11 protein-coding genes and 1 riboswitch are annotated in these 12910 nt (G+C 35.2%); of the genes, 4 read left to right on the top strand and 7 right to left on the bottom strand.

Features of this window, described 5'->3' with window-relative positions:
• Positions 1-301 precede the first annotated feature (301 nt).
• Positions 302-490: riboswitch (cobalamin riboswitch) on the top strand.
• Positions 491-619: 129 nt separating this feature from the next.
• Positions 620-2908 (top strand): 5-methyltetrahydropteroyltriglutamate--homocysteine S-methyltransferase, encoded by a 2289-nt coding sequence (gene metE / locus V7183_RS22905; protein WP_335360948.1) that lies wholly within the window; start codon positions 620-622, stop codon positions 2906-2908.
• A 65-nt stretch (positions 2909-2973) separates the two neighbouring features.
• Here metE and comJ read toward each other — a convergent pair whose 3' ends face one another.
• Complete coding sequence (comJ, locus tag V7183_RS22900) at positions 2974-3363, bottom strand: competence protein ComJ (RefSeq protein WP_141523259.1); 390 nt, start codon at positions 3361-3363, stop codon at positions 2974-2976.
• Positions 3364-3381: 18 nt separating this feature from the next.
• Positions 3382-3816 carry a DNA-entry nuclease gene (nucA, locus tag V7183_RS22895; RefSeq protein ID WP_097896630.1) on the bottom strand — a complete coding sequence of 145 codons (435 nt, stop codon included), beginning with the start codon at positions 3814-3816 and terminating at the stop codon, positions 3382-3384.
• Positions 3817-4055: 239 nt separating this feature from the next.
• Between nucA and V7183_RS22890 the strand changes: the two genes are divergently transcribed.
• The gene (locus V7183_RS22890; protein ID WP_097896632.1) at positions 4056-4799 is read left to right on the top strand and encodes a DUF3967 domain-containing protein; all 744 of its coding nucleotides are present in this window, start codon (positions 4056-4058) and stop codon (positions 4797-4799) included.
• 101 nt (positions 4800-4900) lie between these two features.
• Here V7183_RS22890 and V7183_RS22885 read toward each other — a convergent pair whose 3' ends face one another.
• Complete coding sequence (locus V7183_RS22885) at positions 4901-6169, bottom strand: HAMP domain-containing sensor histidine kinase (protein WP_335360947.1); 1269 nt, start codon at positions 6167-6169, stop codon at positions 4901-4903.
• Positions 6170-6479: 310 nt separating this feature from the next.
• Between V7183_RS22885 and V7183_RS22880 the strand changes: the two genes are divergently transcribed.
• Together V7183_RS22880 and V7183_RS22875 are read left to right on the top strand one after the other, a co-directional pair.
• Positions 6480-6680, top strand: a complete 201-nt coding sequence (locus V7183_RS22880; RefSeq protein ID WP_097896636.1) for a hypothetical protein — start codon at positions 6480-6482, stop codon at positions 6678-6680.
• A gap of 100 nt (positions 6681-6780) precedes the next feature.
• A complete protein-coding gene (locus tag V7183_RS22875) occupies positions 6781-7944 on the top strand; it encodes an aminotransferase A (protein ID WP_335360946.1) in 1164 nt (387 codons plus the stop codon).
• A gap of 5 nt (positions 7945-7949) precedes the next feature.
• On the opposite strand, the gene V7183_RS22870 is transcribed toward V7183_RS22875, so the two are convergent.
• The 4 genes from V7183_RS22870 to V7183_RS22855 all read right to left on the bottom strand — a co-directional run bounded on the left by V7183_RS22870 (position 7950) and on the right by V7183_RS22855 (position 12739).
• Complete coding sequence (locus V7183_RS22870; RefSeq protein WP_335360945.1) at positions 7950-8978, bottom strand: LacI family DNA-binding transcriptional regulator; 1029 nt, start codon at positions 8976-8978, stop codon at positions 7950-7952.
• 280 nt (positions 8979-9258) lie between these two features.
• Positions 9259-10101, bottom strand: coding sequence for a maltosaccharide ABC transporter permease MalD (gene malD / locus V7183_RS22865; RefSeq protein WP_026590150.1), 843 nt, complete (start codon positions 10099-10101; stop codon positions 9259-9261).
• Positions 10102-11403 (bottom strand): carbohydrate ABC transporter permease, encoded by a 1302-nt coding sequence (locus V7183_RS22860; RefSeq protein WP_335360944.1) that lies wholly within the window; start codon positions 11401-11403, stop codon positions 10102-10104.
• Between the two features lie 76 nt (positions 11404-11479).
• Positions 11480-12739 (bottom strand): extracellular solute-binding protein, encoded by a 1260-nt coding sequence (locus tag V7183_RS22855; RefSeq protein ID WP_335360943.1) that lies wholly within the window; start codon positions 12737-12739, stop codon positions 11480-11482.
• Between the last annotated feature and the right edge of the window lie 171 nt (positions 12740-12910).

The following is a 12910-nucleotide window of genomic DNA, read 5'->3' as shown; positions in this document are numbered from 1 at the left end:
GTTTTACCCACCATAAAGAGTTACGTACTTAGCTATCCATCATCATTATTCAATATAGAAAGGACTTGGATGTATTAAACCCATTTTCATGCAAGGGATGTGAGTACAAAATCATGGATGTTTTTAGGTGGGAGAGAGCATCTGGCCATGTATAGAAGCGGTCATCATAGCCTTTTTCACAACCAAAATTTTTATGTGTAACAAAAAACAAAAAATATAAATATTCTTATTTTAAAACAGTAGACAAAATTCTAAAAATTATGTTAGAATCTTTCTCAATATCATATTTGCTTGTTAAATTCCTTTCAAAAGGAAAATAGGTACACGAGATTTCTTATTTCGTGTTGAAAAGGGAAGTTTGGTGAAATTCCAACGCGGTCCCGCCACTGTAAATGCAGAGACTTCTTTTCTATACCACTGTGAAAACGGGAAGGTAAAAGAAATCATATGACGTATGAGCCAGGAGACCTGCCTATTTTAACAACACTGATAGACTCACGGATGATGATTAGGTGTTATGAACGAGAAGAGAGGACTATTTTCTGTACCTTTATGCTTTTCGTTACATGCATTTCCAAGTAAACGGAAATGCTTACTTTCAATTAGGGAGGAATTTAAAATGGCAATTCAAACAAGTAATTTAGGGTATCCACGAATTGGATTACACCGAGAATGGAAAAAAACGTTGGAAGCTTTTTGGTCAAATAAGATTGATGAGCAGCAATTTTCAACAACAATGAAAGAGATTCGTCTTCAACATGTGAAAGTTCAGCAAGAAAAAGGGATTGATGTAATTCCAATTGGTGACTTTACATATTATGATCATGTGCTGGATACAGCCTACATGCTTGGCTTTATTCCATCACGTTTTTCAGAGTTCACGTCTTATCTTGATGTATATTTTGCAATGGCACGCGGCTCCAAAGATCACGTTGCTTCTGAAATGACGAAATGGTTTAACACAAATTATCATTATATTGTTCCTGAGTATGAAGAAGGATTAGAGATTTCTTTAAAAGACAATCGACCACTTCGCTTATATGAAGAAGCAAAACAAGAATTAGGTGTTGATGGTAAACCAGTTATATTAGGACCGTATACATTCTTAAAATTAGCAAAAGGATATAAACAAGAGCAATTTGCTACTATTTTAAATCAACTCGTTGCTCCTTATGTACAGCTATTAACTGAATTACACGAAGCTGGTGCAAAAATCATCCAAATTGATGAACCAATTTTTGTATCTTTAACAAAAGAAGAAATTGCAGAAGCAAAAGAACTTTACAAAACATTTCGTAAGGAAGTTCCAAATGTATCTCTTATCTTACAAACTTATTTTGATAGTGTAGAAGAGAACTATCAAGAGATTATTACATTCCCTGTATCCGGCATTGGATTGGACTTTGTTCACGGTAAAAAGGGCAATATACAAGCACTTTTAGAGCACGGATTCCCATCCGATAAAATTTTAGCTGTTGGTTGTGTAGATGGCCGTAACATTTGGAGAGCTGATCTTGATGAAGTCCTTTCTTTATTGAAAACATTACAAGGTCGCGTTACACCAAAAGAGTTGATCGTTCAACCTTCATGTAGCTTACTGCATACTCCAATTGATAAGACAGAAGAAACACACTTATCAACTGAACTATTTGACGCCCTTGCATTTGCAAATCAAAAATTAGAAGAACTTACACTTATTAAACATGCGCTTTCTGAAGGTACAGAAAGTGTTAGTACGGAATTAGCTACTTACCGTAGCGCTCATGAAACAATTCGATCTTCAGCTGCACGTAATCGTGAAGATGTACAAACAGCAAGAGCCAATCTTAAAGAAGAAGATTTCTCTCGTCCTCTTCCATTTGAACAACGCTATGAATTGCAACAAGAAGCACTACGATTACCACTACTTCCGACAACAACAATTGGTAGTTTCCCGCAAACTGTTGAAGTTCGTCAAACACGTAAACAATGGCGTAGCGGCGATATTACAAACGAACAATATGAAAAATTTATCGAAAAAGAAACTGAGAAATGGATTCGCTATCAAGAAGATATTGGTCTTGATGTACTTGTACATGGTGAATTTGAAAGAACTGATATGGTGGAATATTTTGGTGAAAGACTCGCTGGGTTCTCTTTCACTAAAAATGGTTGGGTACAATCATACGGTTCCCGCTGTGTAAAGCCACCTGTAATTTATGGGGATGTTGCCTTTATGAATGGGATGACCATTAAAGAAACTGTATATGCTCAAAGTCTTACGGATAAAGTTGTAAAAGGTATGTTAACAGGACCGGTAACAATTTTGAATTGGTCATTCGTTCGAAATGATATTTCAAGAAAAGAAGTTTCTTATCAAATTGCATTAGCACTTCGTCATGAAATTGAATTACTTGAATCCTCTGGGATTAGAGTAATCCAAGTCGATGAACCAGCACTTCGTGAAGGAATGCCATTAAAAGAAAAAGATTGGGATGCATATGTTACTTGGGCAGTTCAATCATTCCTTTTAGCAACATCTTCTGTAGCGAATGAAACACAAATTCATACACATATGTGCTACAGTAACTTTGAAGATATTGTAGATGCAATTCGTGCATTAGATGCAGATGTTATCTCTATTGAAACATCTAGAAGTCATGGTGAATTTATTCATACATTGGAACATACAACTTATGAAAAAGGAATTGGTCTAGGAGTCTATGACATTCATAGTCCTCGTATCCCAAGCAAAGATGAAATATACACAATTGTAGAGCAGTCCTTAAAAGTGTGTGATTCAAAATACTTCTGGATTAATCCAGACTGTGGTTTAAAAACAAGAAGAACAGAAGAAGTTATCCCAGCTTTAGAGCATATGGTTCAAGCTGCTAAAGAGGCCCGTTCCCTTCTAAAAACAAATGCATAATGAGAAAATAAGGTATCCTTCATTGTAACGAAATTCAACAGAAAAGCCACGATAACGTGGCTTTTTCACTCTTGATTTTCAAAAAACAGTTCATATTGTACCTTGTACAGTTCATCATCCGTTGGCTCCTCAAGTGGCATTGCTTGTAACACCAACATATAGTTACCTTTTGGAATTGCAATATGCAATGTATCAGAAAGAATACTCCTTACAAAAACCCCATCGTTTTCTACCGTAAAAGGAACGGATATCGTTCTCACGACTCCCTCTTTCTCATTATGCTTTCCAACAGATGCTTTGATTTCACACGTATAATCGGAAATTGCTTCAAAGATAATTACACCTTCTGCTTTGGCATATCCCCTCTCAAAATCTTCATTACCCCAGTCTACATAAGGTTGTTCTCCACCATAATTCATCACGATTAATTGTGAATAGGAAATTGTTAACTCCACAAACACCATCCCCTTCTACTATTTCACCACAAATTTTACACGTGTCCCATCTGGATACTTATCTAGCTTATTTCCCACCCATGAACCTGCACCTCTATTATCAGCAGGGCTAATATATTCAATATGCGCACCTTTTCCACCTTCTTTACACATTGCCATCGGCCATTCATCACGATCATATCCTTTTTTTACTGGATACGGTGCTAAAGACAACTTCCTTCTATCTCCCGTGCCATTTCGATCAATCGTACAAATTTTCGAGTGGCCTTCTTTTATCGCATCTGCAATGTGCTTTCCCGTTTCTGGATAACGTTCTTTTGGGAATTCTAGAACTTGATCATATGTAACTTCTTTCTGACTCTTTGGTTCTGCAGGTATAAGTGCTTCATAGACAACGACAAAAATAGAAAGAATAGCAATAATCGAAATAATAATACCTTTTAACTGCTTCATGTATGTGCCTCCACTTTTTAATCCTCTTGCCTTTCCTAGGTTATTATAGCAAACTTCTTTTATATATGTTTTCAGACATTATTTTAGTTCTTCCTCTTCTTTATGCCAAAAATGTTCATTTTTCCTCAGGTTTTCACTAATCATGTAGAAAACTTCTAGGTTTACGACATTCTTTTTCAAAGGAAGTCAAAGTAAAAGATGGAATTGGTATATACGATACTTTTTGGGGAGGAAATGTCATGGAGGCAATCTATAAAACGAAGGATGTCACGAATAAAACAGGAATCCCGAAACATATAGTTCGAAAATATAGTCAACTTTTAGAACAACACGGTTATACAATTACAAAAACCGCTGATGCTCGTATATATAAAATGGATGATCTAAAACTATTGAAATCAATCCATGAACGAGCAGCCAAATTACAAGAAGATATTACAGAAACAATTCCTATTATTTTAAAAGAAAAAGACAATCCACCTGTACCAGCGATAAAGAAAAATCAAGAGGTCCAAACCAAAGATGAAGGCCGAAATTTTGAAGAATTCATGCTAAAACTTGAAATGTTAGCTCAATTAAACGAAGCCATTATTCATCAAAACTCTACCTTAATCACACAAAATCGATTAAAAGATGAAAAACTAGATGTATTAATGCAACAGGTCTATGTAAAAGAAGAAAAACAAGAAGAAATGCTCCAAGATCTCATCGATCATGCAGCTCAAACAGATGCCTTGCAAAAAGAGAAGATGGACTTATTAATGAATCATATGTATAAGCGTGAATCAAAACAAGAAGAAAAAATGAATAAACTTGTCAATCATGTTTATAACAAAGACAACAAGCGAGATACACAGCTTATGCAAGTCATTCGTGAAATTCAAGAAACAAAGCGATTAATTGCCGCATCAAAAGAACAAAGTCTATTTCAATCACTTAAAAATTTATTCGTTCGCGTTAAACAGGAAAAAACAAATGAATAGACCCTTAACCATAATGTATTTTTCACTACCTAGAAATTAAGATTCTACAATCCATTCATACAAAATAATAAAAAGTTACCTTCTATCGGTAACTTTTATTCTTAATTTCTAACTGCTGGTAATGTAATAATTGCTTCTGTACCTTTCCCACTCTCACTGTTATACTCCAGCGTACCATTATGTGCTTGTAAAATACTAAAAGTCACCATAAGCCCTAGACCCGTTCCTTTTTCTTTCAATGAATAATACGGTTGTCCAAGTCTTGCTAACTGTTCTTTCGTCATTCCAATACCGCTATCTTTTACTCGTACTATAATGATTTCACCTTTTTGATTAGCAGTCACTTTTAAATATCCTTTGTTTTCCTGAATCGCTTCAATTCCATTCTTTACAACATTCATAATAGCCTGTTTTAATTTCGTCTTATCACCTATCGTATATAGATTCTCAGAAATTTCAACTTGTAAATACACACCTTGCATCGCTGCAAATGAAGACATTAACGTAGTCATTTCAATCAACTGCGCCGATAAACAAATATGTTCTTTTTTCTCAATTTGTGGCCTTGCTAAATTTAAGTAATCCGAGATAATTTGTTCAGCACGATCTAGTTCCGCCAATACAAGGCGCATATAATCCTTGTTCTTCATATCTTCTGTACTATCCAATAATTGGATAAACCCCCGAACAACTGTAAGTGGATTTCGAACTTCATGCGCAACACTTGCTGCTAATTCACTTACAATGTTCAATTTTTCCGACTTTTGCATCTCTGTACGTAACAATGCGTTTTCGTTTAAATATTCCGTTAAATACACTTGAAATACCATTGTCATAACCATAACAAACGAGGCGCATATATATCCACCATATAAATGTGACATAGGCGGTGTAAATCCAATTCCTAATAACACATCGAACATTCCAAGTACTAGGCAGATAAGCGCATATAAAGATGAGATGATGAAAGATAAAATAAGTTTCTTATTCCTTGGAAAAACAGACCACTTTTTTGATAACAATAATGGAATAATGATAAGGAACACAACTTCTAATATACGAAACCAATTTAAATCATTTAAAAACCATTCGTATACGATAAAAATAAAAGCTGGAATAATCCCTACAATTCCTCCATACAAGAAACCACTCATAATTGGGATTGCATGAAAGTTGTAATCGCAACCTTCTTTAAAACAAATCGGGTACGTCATAGAAAGGACAAGCGTAATACTGGATAAAAACATAATAAAGTAGCGATTGGGCTTTGGAAGCATATCTTGATAGCGATTGAGACGAATCGCTTCGTATAAAAACAGTGGCAAAATAATGATTGCAACTTGGATCATTAAGTCACGGATTAGTTCCATACCCTTTCATCCCCTACATGCATTTTGATTTGATTATATCATTTTATAGGATCGTTTGTTTTAAAATTTAGACTTTTCTTAACATATTTGTAAATCATTTGTGAAGAGTCGTTAAGAAATGTTACAACTTTCCGAAATGATTGTAAACCCTGTACCAAATTACCATGATGCAGTATACAATGAATACGGATTAAAAAATAAAACAAAAAATAGTCCAATAAACGGACAACTATAACAACATAAGGCATATAATCCATACTATCTATGTTTACAAATAAGTGACCATTATTTTAGTAGGAGGAAGATAAATATGGCAGGAACTACACTTGTTTTAAAAGAGGAGAATTTGATTGTTCTCGAAAATGTTGATAAATCAGTATACGAAGAATTACAAGACAAAGCTGGTGAAGAGAATTGCACATGTGCTATGAATGAATCTGTTATGCACCTTGGTAAAGTCTCTTCAGTACTTTGGAATGAAGATGAAATAGATTGGGAATATGGTTATTAAAAAAGTCGCTTTAAGCGGCTTTTTTTATGCACTGAAAAGCGAAATGATTAAAACTATGGTAAAATGAAATTAATTTTCAAACGGAAGAAAGGGAGAGAAAATGGAACAATTCATTAATCCTAGAGTGAAGGATATTCAAATTTCTGGTATCCGTCAATTCTCTAATATGATTCAAAACTATGACAATATCATCTCTTTAACAATTGGACAACCTGATTTTCCAACTCCTTCTTTAGTAAAAGAAGCTGCTAAACGCGCGATTACAGAAAACTATACAAGTTATACACATAACGCTGGTCTATTAGAATTACGCAAGGCAGCTTGCCATTTTCTAAAAGAAAATTACGATTTACACTATGCACCTGAAAACGAAACCATCGTTACTATCGGCGCTAGTGAGGCAATTGATGTTACATTTCGTACCATTTTAGAACCTGGAACAGAGGTTATTTTACCAGCCCCTATTTATCCAGGCTACGAGCCTATTATTAGACTTTGCGGCGCAACACCTATTTTTGTAGATGTTCGTGAAACTGGATTTCGCTTAACAGCGGAAGCGATTCAAAATGCAATTACCGATCGAACAAGATGTATCGTTTTACCTTATCCTTCTAATCCGACCGGTGTTACACTGTCAAAAGAAGAACTAACAAATATTGTATCTGTTTTAAAAGATAAAAATATTTTCGTTCTTTCTGATGAAATTTATAGTGAGCTTGTATATGAAGAAAGTCACATGTCCATTGCTCATTTTCCAGAAATGCGTGATAAAACAATTGTTATTAACGGATTATCCAAATCGCATTCTATGACAGGCTGGCGCATTGGACTTTTATTCGCTCCAAGCTATTTGGCAGGGCATATTTTGAAAGTTCATCAATATAATGTCACCTGTGCAACTTCAATCGCACAGTATGCTGCAATTGAAGCATTAACAGCTGCTAAAGATGCACCAAAAATGATGCGTCATCAATATAAGAAGCGCCGCGATTATGTATACAACAGACTTATTCAAATGGGCCTAACTGTTGAGAAACCGACTGGTGCCTTTTATTTCTTCCCATACATCGGCAATATGACATCTTCATCATTTGACTTTGCTATTGAGCTTGTCAAAGAAGCTGGACTCGCAGTTGTCCCTGGAACAGCATTTTCAGAATATGGTGAAGGATATATCCGTCTTTCATATGCTTATAGTATGGAAACGTTAAAAGAAGGCTGCGATCGTTTAGAAAAATTTTTAAAACAAAAAGCTAAGAGATAATACTCTTAGCTTTTTGCATAACGATCACAAGTTTGACGCTTCAGTAATTTATGCGGAATAATAATGCATTTCGAAATGGATTCAGAATGCTCCACCTTGTCTACTAATGCTTTTGCAGCTTCATACCCTAATTGATAGATATTCACATCGACCGTTGTAAGCGGCGGGCTCGCAATTTCAGACAATAATGCATTATTGAAGCTCACAAGCGAAACATCTTTTGGTACGATAATCCCTTTTTTCGCAAGTGCACTTAGTACCCCAAGACCTATAAGATCGTCTGTAGTCATAATGGCCGTTGGCGGCTTTTCAAGTCCCATTAACTCTTCTACAGCTTGCTGACCACTTTCTCTTGAAAAATCAAAGTGCAAAATATATTCATCTGGTAACACAATGTCCGCTAATTTTAAAGCATCGCTCATTCCAGCTAAACGGTCTTTTGTCACAAGTAAATCAGAGCCACCACCAATAAACGCAATTTGTTTATGACCTAATGAAATGAAGTATTCTGCTACTTCTCTTGCAGCTGTATAGTTATCATTATCTACATATGTAATTTCATCTTTTCTCTCATATGGTTTTCCAATTAACACAAACGGGAAATTTTGCTCATTTAAATATTGAATAATGCGGTCATTTTCACGTGAATATAGAAGAATAATCCCTCCAATTTGACGCCCTTGTACCATTTTCACGACACCATTAAAAATCTCTTCTTCTGTTTCACCAGTTGACATATAGAGTGCATACCCTTCAACATGAGCAAATGAACTAATCCCTCGAATTACTTCTGGGAAAAATGGATTTTGGAATGCTCTATTCGCAGAGCTTGGCATCACAAGACCGATTGTTTTTGTCGTTTGATTCGCAAGACTTCTCGCATTTAAATTTGGATGATATCCCAGTTCGCTCATTACTTTACGAACACGGCGCTTTGTTTTTTCACTTATACTTGGATTATCAGCAATTACACGAGACACAGTAGAAGGTGCAACATTTGCCTTTTTCGCCACATCTTTAATTGTAACTGTCATAAAATCTCCCTCCTCTCTTCTCATTCTTTATTCATATGTATTTTTATCCCGTAGTTTCTCAGGTAGTAGGAGAAAGCGAAAGCCTCCATTACTTTATTTCATCCCTCAAAAATTATATTAATGTAAACCAATATTCTCCCTCTTCATGTATTGTAAGGGATACAGACTTATTTTCCTATACTATAATATACTATTTTTTTCACATCTTTTCTCATAAGATGTCATATGAATTCTATATCATGCCCCTAAAAAAAGAGGAATGGGACATATTGTCCCATTCTCATCCTTTCGTACCTCCGGCTGTTAAACCAGAAATAAAATATTTTTGCAGGGATAAGAACAAAATAGAAATCGGTATTGCAATTAATACAGATCCAGCTGCAAATGTTGTAAATTCATTACCAAATTTTTTCGCTACCATTTCATATAACCCAACCGCTAACGTATAATTCTCTGGTGTGCGTAAAATGATGCTCGCTAAAATGAAATCTGTAAACGGACCGATAAACGTAAATAAAGCTACAACTGCCACAATCGGTTTTGCGAGCGGCATAATAATTTGCCAAAAAATACGGAAGTGCCCTGCTCCGTCCATACGAGCCGACTCATCTAATTCTTTTGGAATCGTATCAAAATACCCTTTCATAAGCCACGTATTCATCGGAATTGCTCCGCCAACATAAATTAAAATCAACGCAAGATGTGTATCAATTAATCCAGTTAATTGTGCTAAGACATAAAGTGCAATCAAAGCTGCAAAGTTTGGAATCATTTGCAAGATTAAAAATGTTAACAAACCATTCTTTCTTCCAACAAAACGATATCTTGAAAATGCATAAGCTGTAAAACTAATAGATAGTACAGAGAAAATCATCGTTAAAACACTTACTTTGAGTGTATTTTTATACCAAAGTAAATAATTGCTTTGCGAAAGATCTAATAACTTTCGGTAGTGATCTAGCGTTGCGTTTTTCGGAATAATACTTGACCCTGATAAACTATCTCCTGGATTAAACGATGAACCAACAATCCATAATAATGGATAAAAAATAATGACACACATTATGAAAATTACGAAATAACTTAATGAGAGACGTAACATCTTTTGTCGTTTTATATTCATTTACATCATATCCTCTTCTTGGAATGATTTTGTTCTCTTAAATTGCCATAATGCAACTGAAATAACGATTAACGATAAAATCATCGTAAGTGCCGCTGCTTTTCCATATTGTGCTGATGTCATCGTTAATTTATAAATCCATGAAATTAAAATATCTGTTCCCCCTGCATTTTGCCCAGACACAGCAGGTCCCCCGCTATTAAATAGATAAATAATACTAAAATTATTAAAGTTAAACGTATATTGTGTAATTAAGATTGGAGCTGTTGCATATAGAACAAGCGGCAATGTAATTTTTCGGAATTGTTGCCATGCCGTTGCTCCATCTACTGTAGCCGCTTCATACAATTCCCCTGGAATCGATTGCAATATCCCTGTTGTCATTGCAAAAATAAATGGGAAACCAAGCCATGTTTGAATGAATATTAAAGCGGTTTTCGCCCAAAATGGATCTGTCATCCAAGCAATCTTTTCGATTCCAAATAAAGCTAACACTTGATTGTTAATTGCTCCAAATGTCTCATTAAACATACCAGCAAAGACAAGAATGGATACGAATGCTGGTACAGCCCACGGTAAAATAAAGATGGTACGAATCACTGCTTTCCCTTTAATACCAGGCTGATTCACTAATATTGCTAAGAAAATACCAAGCGCCACTTGTAATGTCGTTGCAACAAATGTCCAAATCACAGTCCAAGAGAATACACTTAAAAACGTATCTCTCCACATTGGTAATGTAAAAATATCAATAAAGTTTTTAAACCCAACCCAGTCTACTAGTTTTGCTGGAGGAGAATGATATAAATCATAATTTGTAAATCCAATTAAAATAACAAAAATGATTGGAAATACAACAACAAAAATGAGTAACAAAAATCCTGGTGACACCATTAAATATGGAAAACCTTGATCTAATAAATTACGGTATTGTTCTTTCACAGAATTTAACGGTATTCCTACATCACGCCTTTTTCCGTTTTGATAGGCATCATATAAATTAAAAGCATATATACCTAATCCAAACACAATAACGATTAGTGCTAAAATCCCTTTTACTAATAGAAAAATAGAATGGTCCCGAGGAACTTCTGTACCGAGCGTAACAATTCCCCACAATCCGATATTTAATAAATCAGCGAATGCTACAACAAATGAACCTGTTAATACAAGAAAGATAAGACCTTTTATATATTGTTTATTATATATTTGACCAATACCTGGAATAATTGACAACATAGCTGCTCGTTTCCGGTGTTTTGAACCGTTCACTTCCTGCGCTGGTTCAATGGATGTTTGCATATTTCTTCCCCCTTTTTCTTCCCTTTGGAAGGAAGAGAATCCGTATCTCCCTTTTACGGGAGATACGAATCCCATCTTATTTTTTCTTACTATGATTTGCTTCAATGTTTCCTTTAATTTGTTTTACAGCTTCATCAAGTGCTGCTTTTGGCTCTTGTTTATTTGCTGCAACTAATTGAAGCGCGTCTCCAGCTGGTTTCCAAACTTCTTGCATTTCTGGAATATTCGGCATTGGAATACCATTCTCTGATTGAGTTGCCACTGCTTTTGCAGCTTCATTGTCTTTAATCATTGGATCTTCCATTACGGATTTAACAGGAGGAATTTCTTTCGTTTTTTCAAAACGGATTTTCGCGTTCTCTTCATTTGTTACCCACTCAGTAAATTTTGTTGCTAAATCCTTCTGTTTCGAGAAGCTAGTTACATGCCATCCTTTTACACCCACAAAAGTTTTCATTGGCTGACCGTTTGGTAATTTTGGCATTGGCGCTACCCCATAATCAATGCCTGCCTTTTCCATCGCTTGGAATGCCCATGGACCATTCATAATAGATGCCGCTTTTCCTTCATTAAATAATCCATCTGCAGCTGCCCCACCAGATTCACCAATAATTCCTTTTGGAAATAAATTTTCTTTATACCATTTTTGAATATATTCAGCACCTTGTACCGCACCACTATTATCTAATCCAATATCTGCCGGATTCGGTTTTCCATCTTTCTCACCAAATACATAACCGCCCATACCAGCCATAAATGAATTTGCAAAATAGAAGTTATCTCCTAACGCTAAAAATCCGTACTTTCCATTTTTCGTAAAGTCTTTTGAGAAATTAAAAAGCTCATCCATTGTTTCTGGTGCTTTTGTCATTAATTTTTTATTATAAATAAAGACTGGTGTTTCAATTGCTTTTGGTAAACCGTATAGTTTTCCGTCGTATGTTTGTGACTTGATTGATAAATCTGTAAATTTATTTTTCACCGTATCATCCACTTTCACCTCTGAAAGTAGCCCTTCTGTTACCGCATTACCAATATGATCATGCGGCAATGTTACAACATCTGGCCCTGTGCCCGCTGGACCATCGAGACGAAGTTTTTCTACTTGTTTCGTCATCTGAACCTCTTCAACTTTTACTTTTACATTATATTTCTTTTCAAAACTTTTCACTGCTGGATCTAATCCAACACCCTTTTTCTCATCTTCCCAAACAAGAAGATCATAATCTTTCTTCTCCTTGCTCGCTTCCTTTTTTCCTGAATCTTTCGGACCACATGCCGATAGCATACCGATTGCCAAAGTTGAAATTGTTAATAATGATAATGCTTTCTTCACCCTAAAAACCTCCCTAAATTATATATGTACTGGTTTAACAAATGAAAACGTTTGCACTAACTAGTTTAATAGAAGCGCAAACAATCTTTTAATCAATGAAAACGTTTGCGCTATTTGTCTATCATTATACATTCTTTTATGTATTTTGCAATATTTTCTTTTTACATTTTC

The sequence above is a fragment of the Bacillus sp. JJ1127 genome, from assembly GCF_036965845.1.
GTDB lineage: Bacteria > Bacillota > Bacilli > Bacillales > Bacillaceae_G > Bacillus_A.
Note: the sequence above shows the minus strand (reverse complement) of the source record. Positions and strands in the feature narration are given on the sequence as shown.